The organism is Snodgrassella sp. B3882 (assembly GCF_026535915.1).
Taxonomy (GTDB): domain Bacteria; phylum Pseudomonadota; class Gammaproteobacteria; order Burkholderiales; family Neisseriaceae; genus Snodgrassella.
The window spans coordinates 450130-472948 of sequence record NZ_JAFNPF010000001.1; the positions used below are offsets into that span (position 1 = coordinate 450130).

Annotated in this window: 21 protein-coding genes and 1 tRNA gene; 17 read left to right on the forward strand and 5 right to left on the reverse strand. The window is 41.7% G+C overall.

Annotated elements, in window-relative coordinates:
* The first annotated feature begins 79 nt into the window (after positions 1–79).
* The 8 genes from J3U68_RS01890 to metG all read left to right on the forward strand — a co-directional run bounded on the left by J3U68_RS01890 (position 80) and on the right by metG (position 11109).
* On the forward strand, positions 80–1336 hold the full coding sequence (locus J3U68_RS01890) for a D-amino acid dehydrogenase (protein ID WP_267376183.1): 1257 nt from the start codon (positions 80–82) through the stop codon (positions 1334–1336).
* 186 nt (positions 1337–1522) lie between these two features.
* Positions 1523–2581 (forward strand): alanine racemase, encoded by a 1059-nt coding sequence (gene alr / locus J3U68_RS01895; RefSeq protein ID WP_267374000.1) that lies wholly within the window; start codon positions 1523–1525, stop codon positions 2579–2581.
* 767 nt (positions 2582–3348) lie between these two features.
* On the forward strand, positions 3349–4491 hold the full coding sequence (gene dapE / locus J3U68_RS01900; protein ID WP_267374003.1) for a succinyl-diaminopimelate desuccinylase: 1143 nt from the start codon (positions 3349–3351) through the stop codon (positions 4489–4491).
* An 18-nt stretch (positions 4492–4509) separates the two neighbouring features.
* Entirely contained in the window at positions 4510–5508 is a 999-nt protein-coding gene (gene argF, locus J3U68_RS01905; protein WP_267374005.1) for an ornithine carbamoyltransferase, read from the forward strand.
* 28 nt (positions 5509–5536) lie between these two features.
* Positions 5537–6760: a multidrug effflux MFS transporter gene (locus J3U68_RS01910; RefSeq protein ID WP_267374007.1), complete on the forward strand. Its 1224-nt coding sequence runs from the start codon at positions 5537–5539 to the stop codon at positions 6758–6760.
* Between the two features lie 71 nt (positions 6761–6831).
* Positions 6832–7908, forward strand: coding sequence for a prephenate dehydratase (gene pheA / locus J3U68_RS01915; protein ID WP_267374009.1), 1077 nt, complete (start codon positions 6832–6834; stop codon positions 7906–7908).
* Positions 7909–8017: 109 nt separating this feature from the next.
* Positions 8018–8623 carry a TIGR00730 family Rossman fold protein gene (locus J3U68_RS01920; RefSeq protein WP_267374011.1) on the forward strand — a complete coding sequence of 202 codons (606 nt, stop codon included), beginning with the start codon at positions 8018–8020 and terminating at the stop codon, positions 8621–8623.
* Between the two features lie 425 nt (positions 8624–9048).
* Positions 9049–11109 (forward strand): methionine--tRNA ligase, encoded by a 2061-nt coding sequence (gene metG, locus J3U68_RS01925; RefSeq protein ID WP_267374013.1) that lies wholly within the window; start codon positions 9049–9051, stop codon positions 11107–11109.
* A gap of 113 nt (positions 11110–11222) precedes the next feature.
* Here the strand turns inward: metG and J3U68_RS01930 are convergent, their stop codons facing one another.
* The 5 genes from J3U68_RS01930 to J3U68_RS01950 all read right to left on the reverse strand — a co-directional run bounded on the left by J3U68_RS01930 (position 11223) and on the right by J3U68_RS01950 (position 15427).
* Positions 11223–12509: a dicarboxylate/amino acid:cation symporter gene (locus J3U68_RS01930; RefSeq protein ID WP_267374015.1), complete on the reverse strand. Its 1287-nt coding sequence runs from the start codon at positions 12507–12509 to the stop codon at positions 11223–11225.
* A gap of 754 nt (positions 12510–13263) precedes the next feature.
* The gene (locus J3U68_RS01935) at positions 13264–13722 is read right to left on the reverse strand and encodes an SUKH-3 domain-containing protein (protein WP_267374017.1); all 459 of its coding nucleotides are present in this window, start codon (positions 13720–13722) and stop codon (positions 13264–13266) included.
* 240 nt (positions 13723–13962) lie between these two features.
* Positions 13963–14039 (reverse strand) — tRNA-Pro (locus J3U68_RS01940).
* An 87-nt stretch (positions 14040–14126) separates the two neighbouring features.
* Complete coding sequence (locus J3U68_RS01945) at positions 14127–14840, reverse strand: SAM-dependent methyltransferase (RefSeq protein ID WP_267374019.1); 714 nt, start codon at positions 14838–14840, stop codon at positions 14127–14129.
* Positions 14837–15427: a Maf family protein gene (locus J3U68_RS01950; RefSeq protein WP_267374021.1), complete on the reverse strand. Its 591-nt coding sequence runs from the start codon at positions 15425–15427 to the stop codon at positions 14837–14839. Before J3U68_RS01950 ends, J3U68_RS01945 begins: the two co-directional genes overlap by 4 nt.
* 52 nt (positions 15428–15479) lie before the next feature.
* Here J3U68_RS01950 and J3U68_RS01955 point away from each other — a divergent pair, with 52 nt between their 5' ends.
* The 9 genes from J3U68_RS01955 (at position 15480) to J3U68_RS01995 (ending at position 22650) form a co-directional block, all read left to right on the forward strand.
* On the forward strand, positions 15480–15983 hold the full coding sequence (locus tag J3U68_RS01955; protein ID WP_267374023.1) for a YceD family protein: 504 nt from the start codon (positions 15480–15482) through the stop codon (positions 15981–15983).
* Positions 15984–16013: 30 nt separating this feature from the next.
* Entirely contained in the window at positions 16014–16193 is a 180-nt protein-coding gene (gene rpmF / locus J3U68_RS01960; protein WP_267374025.1) for a 50S ribosomal protein L32, read from the forward strand.
* Between the two features lie 160 nt (positions 16194–16353).
* A complete protein-coding gene (locus tag J3U68_RS01965) occupies positions 16354–16881 on the forward strand; it encodes a phosphoribosyltransferase (protein ID WP_267374027.1) in 528 nt (175 codons plus the stop codon).
* A gap of 3 nt (positions 16882–16884) precedes the next feature.
* Positions 16885–17910 (forward strand): phosphate acyltransferase PlsX, encoded by a 1026-nt coding sequence (gene plsX, locus J3U68_RS01970; RefSeq protein ID WP_267374029.1) that lies wholly within the window; start codon positions 16885–16887, stop codon positions 17908–17910.
* A 78-nt stretch (positions 17911–17988) separates the two neighbouring features.
* Positions 17989–18951, forward strand: coding sequence for a beta-ketoacyl-ACP synthase III (locus J3U68_RS01975; RefSeq protein WP_267374031.1), 963 nt, complete (start codon positions 17989–17991; stop codon positions 18949–18951).
* A 28-nt stretch (positions 18952–18979) separates the two neighbouring features.
* Complete coding sequence (locus tag J3U68_RS01980) at positions 18980–19840, forward strand: hypothetical protein (protein ID WP_267374034.1); 861 nt, start codon at positions 18980–18982, stop codon at positions 19838–19840.
* Between the two features lie 449 nt (positions 19841–20289).
* A complete protein-coding gene (gene fabD, locus J3U68_RS01985) occupies positions 20290–21234 on the forward strand; it encodes an ACP S-malonyltransferase (RefSeq protein ID WP_267374036.1) in 945 nt (314 codons plus the stop codon).
* A gap of 10 nt (positions 21235–21244) precedes the next feature.
* Positions 21245–21988: a 3-oxoacyl-ACP reductase FabG gene (gene fabG, locus J3U68_RS01990; RefSeq protein ID WP_267374039.1), complete on the forward strand. Its 744-nt coding sequence runs from the start codon at positions 21245–21247 to the stop codon at positions 21986–21988.
* Positions 21989–22467: 479 nt separating this feature from the next.
* Positions 22468–22650, forward strand: coding sequence for a hypothetical protein (locus J3U68_RS01995; protein ID WP_267374041.1), 183 nt, complete (start codon positions 22468–22470; stop codon positions 22648–22650).
* Positions 22651–22819 lie beyond the last annotated feature (169 nt).

Genomic DNA, 22819 nt, shown 5'->3' on the forward strand with positions numbered 1-22819 from the left:
TTTGATCTGGTTTGACGGTTAAATTAGGTTTATATTAAGCGATTGATGTAAGTTGATTGATGATTAGGGGATGAAGCCTATGAAGGTGTTGGTAATGGGTGCAGGTGTGGTAGGGGTCACGACAGCATGGTATTTGGCCAAAGCTGGGCATGAGGTGACAGTATTGGAACGCGGTGATCAAGCTGCTTTAGAAACCAGTTTTGCCAATGCTGGTCAACTCTCTTATGGTTATTCGGCTCCTTGGGCTGCTCCAGGTATCCCTCTTAAGGCGTTTAAATGGTTGTTTCAACAACACGCTCCATTGTTATTTCGTCCAGACGGCAGTTTATTTCAACTGCAATGGTTGTGGAAAATGCTCGCTAATTGCAATGCGCTCAGTTTTGCAGCCAATAAGGAACGGATGGTACGTATTTCCGAATATAGTCGGGAAATGCTTAAGCAACTACAAGCTGAGGAAAATATAGACTTTGAAGGACGACAGAAGGGGATTTTGCAAATTTTCCGCACTGATAAGGAAATGGCCAATGCTCAAGCAGATTTGCATATTTTCCAACAGTGGAATACGCCGGTTGAATGGTTGACTTCGGCAGAAGAATGTCTTCGCTATGAACCGGCTCTGGCACACATGGCATCTAAGCTAGCGGGTGCTTTGTACTTACCGCAAGATGCTACAGGTGATTGTTATTTATTTACGACTAAATTGGCCGAGAAATGCGCGGATTTAGGGGTTAAGTTTCTGTATAAACATGCTATTACTACAATACAAGATGAAAAATGTCAGATAAAAGGTGTTGTGGCGAATGGTGAGTGGTTTACTGCTGATCATTATGTTTGTGCTTTAGGCAGTTTTAGCCGTCCGATGCTGAAAAAGCTGGGGATGAATATTCCTGTTTATCCGGTTAAGGGCTATTCGCTGACTATTCCGATTGCTGATGAAAATCTTGCTCCTCAATCGACGGTGATTGATGAGGCACATAAGGTAGCGGTTACTCGTTTTGATCAACGTATTCGTGTCGGCGGGATGGCGGAGTTATCCGGTTATCGCATTAAGCTGAATCCAAAACGACAGGCCACGTTGAGTATGGTGGTGAATGAATTATTTCCGCATTGTTGTCATCAGGATGATGCTGTGTTCTGGAGTGGACTGCGGCCGATGACGCCTGATGGTACGCCGATTATTGGAGCTAGCCGATTCACTAATTTATCTTTGAATACTGGTCATGGAACGTTAGGGTGGACCATGGCTTTAGGATCCGGTCGAATTCTGGCAGATCTGATTAGTGGGGTTAAACCTGAAGTGGATAGTCAAGATTTATCTTTGACACGCTATATCTAGGCGGTTCAGACGGCAGAATAAGTTTATTCTATTCGGCTGGTTTTTTTATTGCTAGGCTTGAATGTGGGTAGCAGTATAATATTTTATGTTCTATTCCATTTAAGTATATTTGCGGCAGAGTTTTGATTTGAGACTGTGATTCAATCTTGATGAAGATTATCTGATTCGCACACAAGGAGATCGATTATGCGCCCTTTGGTTGCGCACATTCGTTTAAATCATTTACGTGATAATTTTCGAACTTTAAAACGGATGCATGGTTCAGGCAAGATGCTGGCTGTGGTCAAAGCCAACGCCTATGGTCATGGCGCGGTACATTGTGCCCGGGCTTTAACTGATCTGGCAGATGGTTTTGCTGTTTCTTCTATTGATGAAGCCATTGAGTTGCGTTCAGCAGGAATAGAAAATCCGATTGTTATGCTGGAGGGGGTTTTTTCTGCCGAAGAATATGCACTGGTTGATCAATATGATTTATGGCCAGTGGTGGGTAATCAGTGGCAATTGGAGGCTTTATTGGCGTATAACTGGCAATTGCCGGTTAAGGTGTGGTTGAAAATGGATTCAGGGATGCATCGCACTGGTTTTTTTCCGCACGATTATGCTCCAGTATATCAGGCTTTGATGCAGAGTAATTACGTCACAGACGTGGTGAAAATGACCCATTTTGCCTGTGCGGATGAGCCAATGAAGTCGATGACAGCCGATCAAATTGACACGTTTGATCTGGTCTGCACAGATTTAGCTGGTGAGATCAGTTTAGCCAATTCTGCCGCCATGATGACCTGTCCACAAGCTCAGCGCGGCTGGGGCAGAGCAGGGCTGGCGTTGTATGGTGTGTCGCCACTGGGTGGTACTGATAGCCGGTTTAAGCCGGTTATGCGTCTGGTTAGCCAGGTCTTTGGAGAACGGGTGTTGCAAAAGGGGGAAAGTATTGGCTATGGTGCCACTTTTGTGACGACACAGTCTACACGGGTAGGTTTGGTTGCTTGTGGTTATGCCGATGGTTACCCTCGCCGTGCACCAACTGGAACGCCAGTCGCCATTGAAGGTGTACGCAGTCGCATAGTCGGCAGGGTGTCGATGGATATGCTCACGGTTCAGTTGGCAGATCATCAGCACGCTTTGGGCAGTGAGGTGGAGCTTTGGGGTGATGTGGTCAATGTGAATGAAGTGGCGGCCGCTGCCGGAACCATCGCTTATGAATTGTTATGTAATGTCAAACGAGCTGTCAGAAGCTATGAATGATCGATGGTAGCAAAAAATGAGCTTGATGTTTGCATAAGCAGAGAAGGAAATATGATTGAGATTGCTGGGTGCATGGTTTTGTGACCAGACGAAGAAATGATTTACCTTAATTTGTTGTGAACATAAAGGGATTGAATTTTGATCACCTAAGGATGATGTGGTTTTTAATTTACATAAAACTTGCAGATATTGGTGTTCAGGTGGGGAAATTCAGGTTGTTGTCTTTTAAGTAAATTGTTCTTGAGTTGTAAGCGGCAAAAATTAGGGGCTTTAAGCCTATGCCTATGGATGTGCTTGCATGTGCAACGTTATAGCGGCAATTAGGAGGTTGTTTTATTGCTTGATTAGAAGAATTATGGGTGCAAATGGCTGATCTTCATCAATGAACGTGTTGCTAGTGTTAAAAATATAAATAGGAAGTTTTGCACTTATACACATCATATCTCGTCAATCGTGCGCAGAGTTGAATTGGGTTTGATTTCTATGCTTGAAATAATGCGTCTATACTGCAAACATTCTCTAAAGCGATCAAATTTCAATACAACAGTGTTTACCTCAATGCTGAGAAGTTGTTTTGTTTCTCGATTTTGGGGGTAAATTTCACATGCTGATAATCTGTACTATTTTGTTCTAAATGAATTAAGGTTTGTCGGTGTTTAATCGATTGCTGAGTAAATATTTGGCAAGCAGTGTTTTTTGGTTTATAAAGTTAATCTATGCTAACAGGCAGCCGTGCAAGCTGCCTGAAGTTATTTAAGGGGTGAAGGATGATGGAAACGGAAACTTTAAAACTGGCCAAGGCGTTAATCGCCCGCCCTTCGATCACGCCTGATGATCATGGCTGTCAGCCATTGCTGATGAGCCGCTTAACCGCTATGGGCTTTCAAATTGAAACGATGCGCTTTGGTGAGACGGATAATTTTTACGCTGTCTATGGTCAAAAAGGGCCATTACTGTGTTTCGCTGGGCATACAGATGTGGTGCCGGTAGGTGAAGAAAGTAGTTGGACTTCTGCGCCATTTGTGCCGACACAACGTGATGGATATTTGTATGGGCGAGGTGCTGCTGATATGAAAAGCAGTATTGCCGCGTTTATCACGGCATGTGAGCGTTTGTTGCGCAATGAAGCGGAAATACCGATTAGGCTGGCGTTGCTGATTACTTCGGATGAGGAAGGTGACGGTTTGGACGGAACCAAACGAGTGGTAGAAGCTTTGCAGCAGCGTGGTGAACATTTTGATTATTGTATTGTTGGTGAACCGACTGCGGTTAACACTGTAGGCGATACGATTAAAAATGGTCGACGCGGTTCATTGTCTGGTACGTTGGTGGTTCATGGTAAGCAGGGACATGTGGCTTATCCCCATCTGGCGGCCAATCCTGTGCATTTGGCCGCTGCTGCTTTGGCAGAGCTGGTCAATACGCATTGGGATGACGGTAATGTTTATTTTCCACCAACCGGTTTTCAGATCTCAAATATTCATGCAGGTACGGGTGCTGGAAATGTGATTCCGGCTGAGATGACTGTGCAATTTAATTTCCGTTTTTCGACAGAATCTACTGCCTCTGCTTTGCAGCAACGGGTACAAGCTATATTAAATCGACATGGTTTGAAATATGATTTAGTCTGGACACTATCAGGTGAACCGTTTCTGACTAATGCCGGACGCTTAACCCAAGCGGCGCAACATGCAATTAAGGTGGTTTGTGGGGTCAATGCTGAATTGTCTACCACAGGTGGTACTTCGGATGGACGCTTTATTAAAGCTATATCCAGTGAGTTGATTGAACTGGGTCCGGTCAATGCCACGATTCATCAGGTTGATGAGTGTGTTAATGTGGCGCAATTAGATCAGTTGTCGGATATTTATGAAAATATGATGTTGATTTTGGCTCAGCCACCACGATAACTTGCCAGAATAATGAGGATGAGTACTGTGACTAATAAACATTTTCTAAAACTGCTGGATTATACTCCGGCAGAAATTATGTCGTTACTGCAACTGGCTGCACAGTTGAAAAGTGAGAAAAGAAATGGCGTCGAACAGCAACGGCTAACGGGTAAAAATATTGCGCTGATTTTTGAAAAAACTTCTACCCGTACGCGTTGCGCCTTTGAAGTGGCGGCGTATGATCAGGGGGCAAATGTCACTTATTTAGACAGTCAAGGTAGTCAAATAGGACATAAAGAAAGTATTAAGGATACGGCACGGGTTTTAGGTCGGTTATATGATGCGATTGAGTATCGTGGTTACGGGCAGGAAGTGGTTGAAGAGCTGGCACAGTATGCCAATGTGCCGGTAATCAACGGCTTAACCAATGAGTTTCATCCCACACAAATGCTGGCCGATCTGTTGACTATGCAGGAAAACTGTACAAAACCGTTAGCACAAATTGCTTATGCTTATGTGGGTGATGCGCGCTATAACATGGGTAATTCATTACTGGTTGCTGGTGCTAAAGCAGGTATGGATGTGCGCATTGGTGCTCCGTCAATCTATTGGCCAAATGAAAAACTGGTAGCACAATGTCGTGATATTGCCAGCCAGACCGGTGCTAAAATTACCCTGACTGAAGATGTTTATTGTGCTGTAAAAGATGTTGATTTTATCCATACTGATGTGTGGGTTTCAATGGGGGAACCTAAAGATGTTTGGACTGAGCGTGTCAATCTGTTAAAACCTTATCGCGTTGATTCTGATTTGCTCAAGGCTACGGCCAATCCTGCTGTCAAATTTATGCATTGTTTGCCAGCCATTCATAATGGCGAAACTCAGGTGGGACAATGGTTATTTGATGAATTTGGCTTGATCGGGGCAGAAGTGAGTGAAGAGGTTTTTGAAAGTTCAGCATCTATCGTATTCGAGCAGGCAGAAAACCGTCTGCATACCATTAAAGCCGTTCTGGTTGCTTTATTGGCTTCCTGAATAGATTGGATAAATGTAGGTGTGAACCATGACTGAGCAAACCCAGCAATCTTTACCCATTAATCCGCGCAAACTGGCCTTACTATTATCAATAATGGTCGCCATTATGCCTTTTTCGACCGATATTTATCTATCATCGGTACCGCAAATGGCTGTGTCTTTGCACGCTGATATTCATTTGATTGAGCAAAGTCTCTCTAGTTTTATGTTTGGGGTGGCCTTGGGTCAGTTAATGGGTGGCGCATTATCGGACATTAAAGGTCGTAAAATTATTGCCTTAATTGGGCTAAGCGTTTATTTAATGTCGACAATAGCCATTATCTTTGTGGATTCGTCACGAGAACTACTATTTTGGCGCTGGATACAGGCAATGGGGGGTGGAATGGCTACGGTAACTGTCGGTGCCACCGTCCGCGATTTTTTTCATGGTAATGCGGCAGCAAGAATGTTTGCCACCATCGGGATCATCACTTTAGTCGCCCCCTTAGGGGCACCAATGCTGGGAACGGGTTTAGCAGTATTAGGCGGTTGGCGCAGTATTTTTATTTTTTTGGTGGTTTATGCCTTGGTGGTGATGATGTGCATCTGGCGCTTTATGCCACGCTCTAATAGGGTTTCTCAGCCGTTAGATAGCCGGATTTTTCGTAAAATCAAGCAGAATTTTGAAGTGGTATTTCGCGAACGCGAGTCATTAGGCTTTATGTTTTTCCAAACAGCCGGTTTTGCTGCCATGTTTGTGTTTCTGACTGAATCTTCATTCGTCTATATGAACTTGTATGGGTTAAGCTCGCATCAATATTCGTGGGCTTTTGGTGCGAATGTGATTACGATGATGATGTTTAACCGCATTACGGCATATCGCCTACGCACCACTCCAGCAAAAAATATTTTGCTCAGCGGGGTTATTTTGCAATTGGTCTGCAATTTATTAATGACAATCGTGGTATGGGGAATGGATAAACCTCCGTTTTTTCTGTTGCTGATCTTGATTATGTTTTCAGTTGGTTCACAAGGTTTGGTTGGCTCTAATACTCAAGCTTGTTTTATGAGCTACTTCCGTGAAGTGGCGGGTAGTGCCAATGCAGTACTCGGCACGATGCAGTTTTTGATTGCTGCCACGGTAGGATGGCTAACGACGCTATTACATAATGGCACCATGCATGTTATGCCTACCATGATGCTGATTTCGACTTGTCTGGGTGCCATATTGTTATGGGCATTTTCTGGCAGTGCTTGGCGTAAAAATAGATAGTAGATGCAGTCAGTCTGCGACTGACTGCTTTTTTTATAAAAATAGGATAACTATTCACAGAATTTTTTATTATGTCTGATAACGAAAAACTTAAACCTCACCGCATGGCGATAGATCAGATTGATGCAGAAATTTTACAATTATTGAATCAACGGGCGAGTCATGCTCAGGCGATTGGTCACATTAAAGGAGACCAGCTTATTTATCGACCTGAACGTGAAGCGGCGGTGTTGCGAAGAGTTCAGCAACTTAATCCCGGTCCATTATCTGATCATGCCGTCGCGCGCTTGCAGCGAGCCATCATGAGTGAATGTCTGGCACTGGAACGTCCATTGACCATTGCCTATCTGGGACCACAAGGAACTTTTACCGAACAAGCAGCTTTGAAGCATTTTGGACAGGCAGCACATACCCAGCCTTGTGCAACCATTGATGAAGCTTTTCGACTGGTTGAAGCAAATCAGGCTGATTATGTGGTGACTCCAGTGGAAAACTCCACCGAAGGATCAATCGGACGTAGTCTTGATCTGTTAGTAAAAACACCGTTAAAAGCCTGCGGTGAAGTCATTTTACGCATTCATCATCATTTATTGCGCGCCAGTAGTGAACAGCAAGAGTTTGATAAAGTGTATGCACATGCGCAGGCACTGGCACAATGTCGCCAATGGTTGGATAAAAATCTGCCGAAAGAGGTTGCGCGTATAGCTGTAGCCAGCAATGCTGAAGCAGCCCGTATGGCTGCAGCTGACAACAGTGCCGTGGCGATAGCCTCATTGATGGCGGCCGAACATTATCAATTATGTGTTCTGGCGAGTCATATTGAAGATGAGCCAAATAATACGACCCGCTTTTTGGTCCTGGGTCACAATGAAACGGCTGCCAGTGGTCAAGATAAGACCTCTTTAATTGTTGCTGTTCCTAATAGAGCAGGAGCGGTACATGAATTGTTGTTGCCGTTTGCCCAACATGGGGTCTCCATGACCAAGTTAGAAAGTCGTCCGAGTCGCGGTGGTTTATGGGAGTATGTGTTTTTTATAGATGTCGAAGGCCATCAGCTAGACCATGCTTTATCCGCAGCCTTGAAAGACTTGCATCAGCGTTCAGCATTTTTAAAGCTAATCGGATCCTATCCTCAGGCAGTCATGTAGAAGTTGATTAATTGGCTAACTGCTAGTAGCTGGGGTAGTATTTAATGGTTTGCACTGATGGCTAATATTTTGGCTAAAATCAGTATTTAAAAGACAAATGGAAATAATAATGAAAAATATAGTTGTTTATTGTGGGTCTAATCTAGGGGCAAATAAAGCATTCTTTGATGCAGCTCGTCATTTGGGAAAAGTTATTGCACAGCAGGGAAGTAGGCTGGTTTATGGTGGTGGCAATATTGGTTTAATGGGAACCATCGCCACAGCGGTACTGGAAAATGGTGGGGAAGTCATCGGAGTCATTCCAACTTTTTTAAAAAATCAGGAAGGTGCTCATCTTGGATTAACTAAACTCTATGAAACAGCCAATATGACTGAGCGCAAAAATAAAATGATTGAATTGGCCAATGCTTTTATTGCCATGCCCGGTGGTTTAGGAACGTACGAAGAACTATTTGAAGTACTGTCTCAAGCTCAGCTTAAATTACATCCGCATCCTATTGGAATTTTGAATGTGGCTGGTTTCTTTGATCCACTGTTGCAAATGTTACAGAATACCGCCGATGCCGGTTTTATGCCGCAACAAAATATGGAATTAGTTTGTGTTGACAATGATGCAGAAAATTTACTGAATCAAATGCGTCATTGGCAGCCACAGCATGCGCAAAAATGGATTACGCCGGAATGGGCACAGCAGGAAAAAGAAGCCTTAGACTAATGTTTTAGAGGTAAAGGGCTGCCTAAAGTACAACCAGTCTCATATTTAGCCACAATTTCATCGATGAGTGATCTTTGGATTGTCGCCATATCTTTTTCCGATATTAACTTAGAAACTCATGCAGTATTTTGGCTGAGTGGAAAATTGGGTAGCGGTGTTTTTTACTGCCATGGAAGTTTCATTTATGATTGGCTGGAGTAAGTTGAGGCGAATTTGTACCCATACTCATGCTTAATGACGAAACAATTGCATGGTTGCACAACGCTTGGAATGGCCGCTGCTGTCCAATCTGATAAACATGTTGTTTAAGACACAATTAATTTTAGTGCAAATTAGGTATTTCCCCTCTTAGTGGTCGTCACTGTTTAGGCTGATACAGCTCTGTTATAATTTTATTATTTTTTAGCGATAACGACATTTTAATCATGACACAACAACGTAAAATTTTAGTGACTTCTGCCTTGCCTTATGCTAATGGCAATATTCATTTAGGGCATATGGTAGAACACATTCAAACAGATATTTGGGTACGCTTCCAAAAATCTCGCGGTCATGAATGTTACTATGTTTGTGCCGATGACACGCATGGTACACCAGTGATGCTGGCTGCACAGAAGCAAGGGGTGACGCCAGAAGAAATGATAGCTAAAGTACGCGAAAGTCATCTGGCTGATTTCACCGGTTTTGGTATAGGTTATGATAACTATTACAGCACTCATTCACCAGAAAATGAAGCGTTGTCACGTAGCATTTATTTGGCTTTAAAAGCCAATGGCAAAATTGAAAGCCGTACCATCGAGCAACTGTTTGATCCGGAAAAGAAACTGTTTTTACCTGATCGGTTTGTGAAAGGTGAATGCCCTAAGTGTCACGCCCAGGATCAATATGGCGATAATTGTGAAGTTTGTGGAACCACCTACAGCCCAACTGAACTGATTAATCCCTATTCAGCTATATCTGGTGCAACACCAGTATTAAAAGAATCAGAACATTTTTTCTTTAAGCTCGGCGAGTGTGCTGATTATCTGAAACAATGGACTTCAGGTAGTACAACCTTAGCTGACGGACGGCAGCAACCACATTTACAGCCCGAAGCATTAAATAAGATGAATGAGTGGTTACAAGGGGATCAACTTAGTGACTGGGATATCAGCCGTGATGCGCCGTATTTTGGCTTTGAGATCCCGGATGCGCCAGGCAAGTATTTCTATGTTTGGTTAGACGCCCCTATAGGTTATATGGCTTCTTTTAAAAACTTATGTGAGCGTATTAATATAGATTTTGATAGCTGGTTTAAGCCAGATAGTCAAACCGAGATGTATCATTTTATCGGCAAAGACATCCTTTACTTTCATGCATTATTTTGGCCAGCGACATTGAAATACGCTAACTTGCGTGCACCTACCAGCGTATTTGCTCATGGTTTTCTGACGGTAGATGGACAAAAGATGTCTAAATCGCGTGGTACATTCATTACCGCCAGCTCTTATTTACAGCAAGGCATGAATCCAGAATGGCTACGTTATTATTTTGCCGCGAAGCTCAATAGCAAAATTGAAGATCTGGATTTAAATTTGACCGATTTTATTGCCCGCGTAAACAGCGATTTAGTCGGCAAATATGTGAATATAGCAGCTCGTGCTGCTGGATTTATCAGCAAACGCTTTGATGGCAAGCTCACAGACGTCACCGCTAGCCAATTATTACCGCAACTGCAGGCCAAAAGTGAATCGATTGCAACAAGCTATGAAGAACGAGAATATGCCCGAGCATTGCGAGATATTATGGCTCTCGCTGATATCGTTAATGAATACGTAGATGCCAATAAACCTTGGGAACTGGCCAAACAGGAAGGGCAGGAAGCCTATTTACAGCAGGTATGTAGTGAGCTAATTAATGCGTTTCGCATATTAACCATTTACTTAGCACCTGTATTGCCTGAACTGGCTAAAGCGGCAGCAGCTTTCTTAAACGTGCCTACCTTAAACTGGGATGAAAGCACCAAATTATTGCCAGCTGGACATGGTATTAACCCATACAAACACCTGATGCAGCGGGTAGAACAAAAACAAGTGGATGAATTAGTGATGGCAAATAAAGAAAATATTCAGGCAGCTACAACTGCGGATGATGCGGCAAAATATGAGCCGGTGGCAGCCACGGCTTCCTTTGATGACTTTATGAAAATCGACATGCGTGTTGCTGAAGTTCTCAGTTGCGAAAAAGTAGAAGGCAGTAGCAAATTGTTGAAATTTCAAGTGGATCTAGGATTTGAGCAACGTACGATCTTTTCAGGAATAGCTGCTAGTTATCCCGAACCAGAAAAACTGGTTGGTCGTATGGTGATTGTCGTAGCCAACTTTGCCCCACGTAAAATGGCCAAATTCGGCGTATCAGAAGGGATGATTACTTCTGCTGCGGGAGAAGGTAAGCTGTTTTTACTCGATGTTGATAGTGGTGCACAACCTGGTATGAAAGTTGGTTAAGCTTAGAGAGTGATCTAAGATTTAACTGATTGATTTATCTGCATTAATAAAAAAAGCGATGAGATAGAAACTCATCGCTTTTTTAATCTTGCTATAACTAACTCGTGCTGAACTTACTTCAGTACTTCGTCTAATTTCTTCTTATCCAGCCCTTTTTCCCATCGTGCAATCACAATGGTGGCACAAGCATTACCCACCAAATTGGTTAAGGCACGGCATTCAGACATAAAACGATCAATCCCTAAAATCAAAGCCATACCAGCCACGGGAATAGAGGGAACAACCGAAATGGTGGCTGCTAAGGTAATAAAGCCAGCTCCCGTTACCCCTGCAGCCCCTTTGGAACTAAGCATAGCAACCAGTAACAGCAGTATCTGCTGTTGTAATGTCAGTTCTATATTACACGCCTGAGCGATAAATAGCGCAGCCATCGTCATATAGATATTGGTACCATCCAAATTAAATGAGTAACCTGTAGGCACCACAATCCCGACAATCGATTTTTGACAACCTGCCTTTTCCATTTTCTGCATTAACGTAGGTAAAGCCGCTTCAGATGAACTCGTGCCTAAAACCAATAGCATTTCTTCTTTAATATATTTGATTAATTTAATAATTGAAAAACCATTGTATCTGGCTACAGCACCTAAAATAATTAAAATAAACAAAATAGAAGAAACATAGAACGTCAGTATTAAATAGAGAAGATTGCCGATTGAGCCAATACCATACTTACCAATCGTAAAAGCCATGGCACCAAAGGCACCTATTGGGGCGGCACGCATCAATATCGATACCATTTTAAAAACTAATGCGGATAAATTCTCAAAAATATGCAATAAGGGACGAGCCTTTTCACCCACCAAAACCATTGAAATACCAAACAGAACAGCCACAAATAACGTCTGCAAAATATTGCCATTAGTCAGTGGGCTGACAACAGTTGTTGGAATGATATTCATTAAAAAACCAGTTAAGCTAGCATCATGTGATTTCTGTACATATTCTTCAACCTTAGAGCTGTCAAGAGAAACAGGATCAATGTTCAAACCTGAACCTGGATGCGCTATATTAGCAACCAGCAGACCCACCGCCAAAGCTAATGTTGAAAAAAAGATGAAATAAACCAATGATTTGCCGATAACCCGACCCATAACCTTCATATTGGTCATTTCAGCAATGCCCAATACAATAGTTAAAAAAATGACCGGAGAGATAATCATCTTGACCAGCTTGATGAAAGCATCGCCGAAAGGCTTCATACTCTCGCCTACAGACGGAAAAAAATGACCAAGTAAAACCCCGATAATAATGGCTATAATGACCTGTATATAAAGTACTTTATACCAACGAGTTTTCCGAGATGGGGAAGGCTGATGTTCTTTCTCAACTGGTAACATGGTTTACCTCAAGCGGTTAGTATCTTTAATTTACAAATATCATAATATATCTGTGGCATGAGAATTGAGTATGTATTGCAGAATGCATAGTGTCAACAAATTTTAACGCCTTATTTTCATCAATTGATTAATAAAATGACTAGGTAAATTTATATTTAATATAATAAATATTGATTTTAAAAAAATATTGGTAATAAAATTGCTTGATAATAATTGTTCAAACATAAATATTTTTTTTTAATTGTTGACAGATATTCTTTAACTGAAAGGCAGAATAGATACTTAATATGAAAATAGAATACAAAATATACATCTAAACATAGAATTTAGATGGCTTAATTTATAGTTGGATTATGTTTTGAAAAAATCAATAGCTTCTTGCTACCTTCTTTGAGTAATTAATTTAGCTAAGCCTGTATGCGCATCGTTATTTTTTCCGAGAGCGCAGATTTGCTCTGAGCTTCTTAGCATAATCAATATTCTTATTTACCCCTCTCTATACTCTATCCGCTGAATTTTTTCCCACTCTCTGTTGTTGCCCTTGCTTTCTGAGCTACTTATCCTTTTTCTGCACCTTACCCATTTCTTCCTCCGATTCCTCCATTACTAAGAAGTAAAGCGATACTTTGCGCATCTCTTTCGGTTGCTGCCTGATAATTTATCTTTAGAAAGAAAGAAAAAAATAAAATAGAAGATTTAAATTCCAATAGTGATACTTGAATAAGTTATAGGTACAGTTTTGTTGTTTAATACTCTACCACCAATCAGGTATTGCTAATTCCTGAAATTCTCTCCATCCCTTACTAAATAAATTATTTAATGCATTATCTGGATCTTCACCGATAACCAGAACACTGCCATCATATAAAGAATATATTTTTTTATTTTCATCTATAACTAAATAAGATGTTGCATCAATATTTCCTATAGGAATTAAACTTTGAGAACCGATTATTTTAGGGTAATCATTTATAATAACTTCATCATAATCATAACTTACTGCAGTATATATATTAAAATCAATGACTCTATCATTTCCTTTTACCTTAATATCAATATACAATTCCCCATATTCTTTATAAAAAGAAACAAAAGAATCTGAAATGCTATAGCCTTTAATTTCTAAAAAATCTATTTCTTTTTTTATTTTTCTCTCTCTCCCTAATTCCCATCCTGCTTTTTTTAATATTTCTATAGTTTCCTTTGTTTTCATCGTATTATATTTCTAATCTTCATCTTTCTGATAATTAGGATATTCCCTAGATGATTCTTCACTTCTACGCATCTGAAAATCTGTATGAATACGGGTAAAGTCTTGCTTCTTTCATATTAACATCACCAATTCTACAGGTATGTTTATCTTGTATTTCCCCTATTACAAGATCTCTTTCTACAGCATGGAATTCATCATCTTCTACATTTTGACCATGGCTGTGGATCTGTTCTGTAAATATGGTCGGAGTGAAAGGATTCGAACCTTCGACCCCCTCGTCCCGAACGAGGTGCGCTACCGGGCTGCGCTACACTCCGATTGAAGTTGAGCATTATAGGCAGCCAGAATTTTCTTGACAAGAGTACCTGAATTAAATCAGCTGTTAAAAGTCTAAAAATTTCTTTCTAACCAGCATAAATCACAAACATTGACGGTCTTTTTTTCAAAGAGGGTAAGACATGCATTTGCCGCCAGACCGCTACAGGCTGACTGATAATTGACTGAGTGGGTAAAGTTAAATCAGTAGCGACGCACAAACGAGTTTGCGGATGCAATACAGCCACAGCGTCTGCCAGCAAAGCATCATTACGGTAAGGAGTTTCAATAAAAAGCTGAGTTTCATTAGCTTGACGAGATCGCACTTCTAATTGCTTCAGTTGGCTAATACGCAAGTTTTTCTCTGCTGGTAAATAGCCTTTAAAGGCAAAACATTGACCATTTGCACCTGAGGACATCAAGGCCAGCATAATACTGGATGGACCCACTAATGGAACCACAGTAAAACCAGCCTGATGTGCTTGAGCAACCAATTGTGCGCCTGGATCGGCAACGGCAGGGCAGCCAGCTTCGCTCAATAAACCCATACTTCTTCCAGAGCGTAAAGGCTGCAATAACGCAGCGACATCTTTAGTGGGAGTGTGTTCATTCAAAGTTTGTAGATTAAGCTCACGGATAGGGGTATTGATATTGAAGGCTTTCAAATGCGCACGAGCAGTTTTTTCTGCTTCCACAACGAAATCAGTCAAAGTCACAATCAGTGCTTGCTCATGAGGCAGTAAACTAGGTGTCTGTGCTGAGCCCAAAGGTGTGGGGATCAAATATAAAGTTGGAGTAGTCATAGAATATCTATACCTTCAGCAAGTAAAAAATCAATTAAGTGAAAAATAGGCAATCCTATTAGTGCATTCGGATCAGTACTGTGAATTCGTTTGATTAAAAGAGCACCTAAGCCCTCACTTTTCGCCGCACCAGCACAGTAAATCGCATCAGGTTCCAATCTCAGATAATGATCAATCTGTGTCAAAGTTAACTTCCGCATTAAGACGCGAGTTTCATCAACATGTTGGTGCAGACGGTTTTCTGCTGGATTAAACAAAACTATTGCACTGTAAAATATCAGCTCCTGACCGCTTACACTTGCCAGCATTTGTTGTGCTTTTGCTACGCTTAGAGGTTTACCTAACTGACGATTGTTGCACCATGCCACCTGATCACAGCCTATGATCAATGCTTCAGGAAATTGTTCTGCCACCGAGTGGGCTTTTCCTGCCGCTAACCGCAAAGCCGTTTGAGCAGCAGTTTCATTGAATAAAGGATATTCTTCAAACTCGGGTTTAATCGCTTCAAACGGCAATTGCAAATGTTTTAATTGCTGCTGTCTAAAGCGCGAACTGGAAGCCAGAATTAACCTTTTCTTTATCTTCATTAAGTGCAAACTCATTGACATTAGAAAGCTTAAATTATATCATCGACCGTTTATGTTAGACCCTATTTTGATTGATACAATCACGTTTACGCGCGAACAGCAGCAATGCAGCGGGGAAGTGCGCTTACAAGCGTTAGACCGGAGGGTTTGGTCGCATGAACTTCTGGCTCAGCGTGACGGTATTATCCAGTTTCAGGCTCGCGGTGGAATCGATCGCTGGCAACGTCCTTTTATCAATATCAGCATAAAAGGCGAATTAAAACTGGTATGCCAGCGCTGTTTACAAGCTGTATCGTGGATGTTGGATGACCAGTCCCATGTAGTGCTGTTTGCTGATGAACAATCACTTGATGACGCGATGGTCGCTGATGAAGCGCTTGAAGGTGCCTTGTGGCAGGAGGAGCTCAATCTGACCTCAATGATTGAAGATCAGATTTTGATGGCTATTCCCGTTGCGCCAAGGCATAACGATTGTGATCACGTATTGGCAACATCAACCAATCAGGCCTCAGATAATCCCTTTGCCAGCCTGGCGGGACTGAAAAGTGGCCACTAACGAATTAACTTACTTACCAGGAGCTTTAACATGGCAGTTCAACAAAACAAAAAATCACCATCTAAACGCGGTATGCATCGCTCACATGACGGTCTGACCGCAGTGCAAGTATCTACCGACGTTAATACCGGCGAAGTACATTTGCGTCACCACATCTCTCCAAACGGTATGTACCGTGGTCGCAAAGTAGTTAAAGCCAAAGGCGAATAATTACTCAGTGATTATTTCACATGTTAGGAAGCCAGGCGTTGCTCAAGCAATCACTGGCTTTTTTGTATTGACTACTAACAGGTACAGTTTGCATACATTTTATGCAATACTATGATTCTATTGCCAGTTATGGCCTAATTTATACTGATCCGAGCTCTAAATGAAAAAAATCTGGTATAACTACGAAGACATACATCGTGCTATCAAACAACTGGCAGAAAAAATCCAGGCATCAGAACACTCATTTGATGCTATGATCGCCATTGGTGGTGGCGGATTTATTCCGGCACGGATATTGCGCAGTTTTTTAAACATTCCGGTATATACCGTTACATTATCATATTATGATGTCAACGATCAGCCTACTGATCTTCCTCAAAAAATACAGTGGACAGATGGATTTGATAAAAAACTGAAAGAAAAAAAACTGCTTATCATTGATGAAGTGGATGACAGTCGGGCTACCCTGGAATTCTGTGTGCGTGAATTGCAGCATGAAGGGTTTAACCAGCTAGGGGTGGCTGTTTTGCATGAAAAACGTAAAACCAAAAAAGGCGTATTACCGGCTGATATGCCATTTTACAGTGCTATTCAGGTTGATGACTGGTGGATTAATTATCCATGGGATGCGCTGGATATAGATGAACATTATCAAAATGTTGTTAGTCAATCTTTACCCGAGAACTAATCTATGACCTTAAAAACTATCGCCGTTGATGTCATGGGCGGCGACTACGGACTGGATGTGACCATTCAGGGTGCATTGGATTTTTTACAGAAGCAAAGCGATGCGGCACTCATTCTCGTCGGAGATGAAATGCAGATTAAATCCGCTCTGGCCAAAAGCAATGCTTCTGTCGGCAGAATTACCATTCAAGCAGCAAGTGAAGTGGTTGGTATGGATGAAGAACCTTCGTCTGCCTTAAAAAATAAACGAGATTCTTCCATGCGTGTTGCCATTAATCAGATTACAGAGGGCAAGGCGCAAGCTGCCGTTTCTGCTGGTAATACCGGTGCATTGATGGCAACGGCGAGATTTGTTTTAAGAACCATTCCTGGTATCAGCCGTCCGGCCATCGCCAAATTTTTGCCTGCCCGCAATAATCACGTGACACTGGTTCTTGATTTGGGCGCAAATGTCGATTGCAGTGGTGAGCAGTTATTACAGTTTGCTGTGGCAGGTAGTCAGCTAGTTGCTTCCCTGCAACCAGACAACAAACAGCCACGGGTAGGACTGCTGAATGTGGGTACAGAAGATATCAAAGGTAATGCCGCTGTTAAAGACGCTCATCAGCTTTTACGTGAAAGTAAGCTCAACTTCGTCGGTAATGTTGAAGGCAATGCCATATTTAGCGCCGAAGTTGATGTACTGGTGGTGGATGGATTTACCGGTAACGCTATGCTCAAGAGCATCGAAGGAGCGGTCAAATTTTCCGGTGAAGTCATCAAAGAAGAATTTACCCGTAGTTGGTATAACAAATTGTCAGCATTAATCGCCTTACCCGTGTTTAAAGGTTTCAAACGGCGTTTAGATCCCCGTCGCTTTAATGGCGCCATTTTTCTGGGATTACGCGGTGTCGTTGTGAAAAGTCACGGTGGTACAGATGCTACAGGATTCTGTTTTGCTTTACAGGAAGCATATAAAGCCATTAAGGCAGACTCAATTACCCAAATTCAGGCTGGCGTGGCTGAACAGCTATCCACTCCTGAGGAATAACCCAACTGAAGACAAAGGCAGACAATACCATTGACTTTGTCTACAATAGCTCCTTTGTCCCGATCTGAAGAATAAACCATGTTACATGCCCATATTCTTGGTACTGGCGGTTACTTGCCGGTTCGCCGTGTCAGCAATGAAGATTTAAGTAAAATAGTTGACACATCGGATGAGTGGATTACCTCCCGCACTGGTATTAAAGCTCGTCACATCGCTGCACAGGATGAGCAAACCAGTGATCTGGCAGTTAAAGCAGCGCAGGCTGCGTTAGCAGATGCTGGTATTGATGCTGCTGACATAGATCTGATCATCGTCGCTACATCTACACCAGACATGACTTTTCCTGCTACAGCTTGTATCGTGCAGAATAAACTTGGTATAGCTGGCTGTCCTGCATTTGATGTGCAAGCAGTCTGTGCAGGGTTTATGTACGCATTAGCCACAGCGAATGCCTATATAAAAAGCAAAATGGCGACTAAAGCCTTAGTGATTGGTGCTGAGACATTTAGCCGATTATTGGATTGGAGCGATCGTCGCACTTGCGTTTTGTTCGGTGATGGAGCGGGCGCGGTCATACTGAGTGCTTCAGAACAAGAAGGTGGAATCTTACACACAGAATTACGCGCGGATGGCGCATATAGCCACATTTTGCAAACGCCTGGGAAAATAGTCTCAGGTGATATTCAAGATTCACCTTATCTGCATATGGACGGTCAGGCGGTATATAAATTTGCTGTTAAAGCTTTGGCTCGTATTGCTCAGGAAGTCATGGATAAATCTGGGTTACTTCCAACCGACATAGATTGGATAATTCCACATCAGGCTAATTTGCGCATAATCGAATCCACAGCGCGGCATCTCAACGTACCAATGGACAAAGTCATCGTAACTTTAGCAGAGCAGGGGAATACCTCTGCAGCTTCCATACCTTTAGCCTTGGATCAGGGGATCAAGTCCGGACGTATTCAGCGTGGACAAACTTTATTGCTAGAGGGTATTGGTGGCGGATTCGCTTGGGGCGCTGTAACCATTAAATATTAATTTTATAAAGAAAAAAAGAGTCCAGAATATGTTACCCAGATCTGCATTAGCTGATATGCATCCCGTCATCATGTCGCCCAGTCATGATGGACGCTATTACGGCAACTATGTTAAATCTATCCTGGCTTTGGCCGCCGCCCATACCGGCGCAAAATATCCATTGCAAATGTATTTACATCAGGGTGAAAGCCTCATCACACGTGCTCGTAATGATAGCGTAGCGGAATTTCTGGCACATCCGGAATGGACTCATTTATGCTGGGTTGATACCGATATCGGTTTCTCAGTTGAAGCTTTTCATCGATTATTGTTAGCTGATCGTGATGTGGTGGCAGGTGTTTATCCTTTAAAGAAAGATTATTGGCCGCAAAATGGAATTGATGCACACATGACCCAGCAACAGTTCAACGCCAAATACACCAGCTACACCATCAATGTACTTCCAGATCAGAATAATGAAGTGCATATTAATATTGATGATGATGGATTTTTTGAGCTCTCTGAGGCGCCCACAGGATTCATGGCGATCAAACGAGAGGTTTTTCAGAAATTAATGCAGGCATATCCAGATTTACAATATAAAACCGATTCTGTTGATGTTGTTGATAAAGGTTTTCACTATCGTTTTTACGATTGTATGGTTGATCCAGTTACCAAACGCTATATGTCCGAAGATTATAGTTTCTGTTATCTATGGTCTAAAATTGGTGGCAAAATTTATGCAGATTCTCGTTCTAATCTAACCCATATGGGTAATAAAGTTTATCAGGGACCGTTTACTGAAACTTTGGTGGCCAACCTTTCCAACGCAATAGGTGCGCCAAAAGGGACTAAAATGCATGTTTATTCCGATAAGCCATTGAAAATCAATAAGCCCCCGATAAAATAATAACCAAGTGAATTGAATTGCTGCTTAGAAATGGTTAACCTATCTCATCATCGATACCCTAATTCATTTGTTTTAAATTGATGGAACTGATATTTAATCATAATTTGTCTTTAAACCATGTTTAAAATCATATAAATTATATCGTTAACTAATTTAGACGCTCTGCTAATCAAGTCCATCTTTTTGATCAGTATGGTTTTTTATAAAATTGGCTAACTTAAATATGATGATTTATTCATATATAGATAGATACTCTATCAGACCTGATTTTATTCATTAACCGATGTTAGGTACCCATGACTGCCGATTACAAACATTTGAAGTACAGATTATTTTAAAGAGCAAATTGTAGAACTTACTACTTGGCAACATACATACGATATAATACACATTACCAGTATTAAAATAACTATTTTGGATATTGTATATAACTAAATCCAAGGAAAAGCATGAGTATAGCCTTCTTTTTCCCCGGTCAGGGATCACAAAGCCTCAACATGATGTCAGGATTTAATGACATAGAGGTGGTACGACAGACATTCGATCAGGCATCCACAGCCCTAAATCAGGATTTTTGGGCATTAATGAATGGCGATGATGCCGCAGCTTTGAATGAAACCATCAATACCCAGCCCCTGATGCTGGCTGCTGGTGTAGCAGTGTGGCGCGTTTATCAACAATTGCATGGATTAATGCCCGCATTTGTAGCCGGTCACAGTTTGGGAGAATATACCGCCTTGGTTGCAGCCGGCAGTCTGGATTTTATCGATGCAATTAAATTGGTGCGTCTGCGTGCTGAATTAATGCAAAATGCTGTGCCACAAGGCGAAGGCGCTATGGCGGCTATTTTGGGCTTGGATGATCAAAGCGTGCGTCAAGTTTGTGCTCAATCAGAACAAGAACTTTCTGGTAGCGTGGCAGAGGCTGTAAACTTTAATTCGCCAGGTCAAATCGTCATCGCTGGCAATACCGAAGCGATCAATCGTGCCTGCGAATTGGCAAAAGCTGCTGGTGCAAAACGCGCTTTGCCTCTTCCCGTGTCCGTGCCTTCGCATTGCCGTTTGATGAAACCGGCAGCCGAACAATTAGCCCATGCGCTGACCCAGGTAACCATCAAAACACCGCAAATTAAAGTCATTCACAACGTCGATGTTTTAGCACATTCTGATGCCCAAAGTATCAAGACAGCATTGGTGCAACAACTGTATTCACCAGTACGTTGGACAGAAACAGTAGAAAAACTCATTGCAGAAGGGATCTCCGAATTTGCTGAATGTGGTCCAGGTAAAGTGTTAACCGGTCTGTGTAAACGCATCGATAAAAGTACAGATTGTACCGCACTAACTAGTCTAGATAGCGTGGAAAACTTTGTTGCCACGCATCCAGCAAAATAAAGGACAAACAATGAATCAGGACTTAACCGGTAAAATAGCCCTAGTGACAGGTGCAACACGTGGCATTGGGGCGGCTATTGCTCAGTTATTGGCGGCACAAGGAGCTAAAGTTATTGGCACCGCGACATCAAGCAATGGTGTCAATTCAATTAATGAAGCGCTGGCACAGTTTGGCGGTGAAGGGCGAGAATTACGTATTGCTGAAGAAAACAGTATTGAAAATCTGATCAGCAACATTGAAAGTGAAATCGGCAAAATTGATATTTTGGTCAACAATGCAGGTATTACTCGCGATAATTTACTGATGCGTATGAAAGAAGCAGAGTGGGATGAAATTATGGAAATTAATCTCAAATCTGCATTTCGTGCCAGTAAAGCCGTAGTTCGAAGTATGATGAAAGCTCGCACAGGCAGAATTATCAACATTACTTCCGTAGTGGGCTCTATCGGCAACCCTGGACAGACCAATTATGCAGCGGCCAAAGCGGGTTTAATCGGATTTACCAAATCACTGGCGCGCGAAGTGGGCAGTCGGGGTATTACTGTCAACTGCGTTGCACCCGGTTTTATTGAAACCGACATGACACTCGCTTTGCCTCAAGAGCAACGGGATTATTTCTCAGCGCAAACCGCATTGAATCAATTTGGTACACCCGAAGACATTGCTGCTGCCGTGTTGTTTTTAGCCAGTGATGAAGCCAAGTACATTACCGGTCAGACCTTGCATGTAAATGGTGGCATGTTTATGCCATAGACTATAAAAAGCCAGCACTATGGAGCAGTAATAGATGTCATAGAACTGAAAAAAGTTTTTTGGCGCACGAAGTTGTTGTAAAAAGAAGATCTCCAGTTGGTAAAAGAAATGGTTTTTCATGAGAAGGGGATTGGAATAAGCGAATAGATTATTCCCCCTTTTCAAAATTACTTTTGGTTATTAGGCATCAGAATTATAAAAAATATAAAAAGTAAAATTAAATGATCAAGAGTATATTATATTTAATTAGTCTTTATATTTTATGCATGTCATTCACTTTAAAAGCTGAAGAGATCACACTTGAATCCTTACACTTGACCCAAGGTGCAAAGTTGAATTGTAAAAAAGATCAACTTGAATTAGGGATCTATGGTGAAACCTACCGTACAGCAATTAAAGTCACAAAATGAAAAGATCGACTTGAAGTAAAGTCATATACCCAATACTACAATATACCAATAGGTTTTCATGACAAAAATGTGAAATCTGAAACCGTTTTCATTGCTGAAAATAAATACTTCATTAAAAATAAAAAAATCATTTCTGCTATTTCACTTGATCCTATGTATTTAAAAAATGCACGGGAAGATTTGTCTACTTTAGCTGATGCAATAAATGAAGCCCATAAAAAGAATAAATGCTTATTATGGAGTTTTGATTAAATGAAGAATCAGTAACATTTTTAATAAATAATTATAGAAAAGATGCCATTTAACAACCAAGCGTTTAGAAGAATATCAAAATAAGCATTGTTAAAAACAGCATGTGGGCGCTGGCTAGTCAATAAGATTGGCGGAAAAACTTACTAAATTCATAAAACAGTGATAGGTA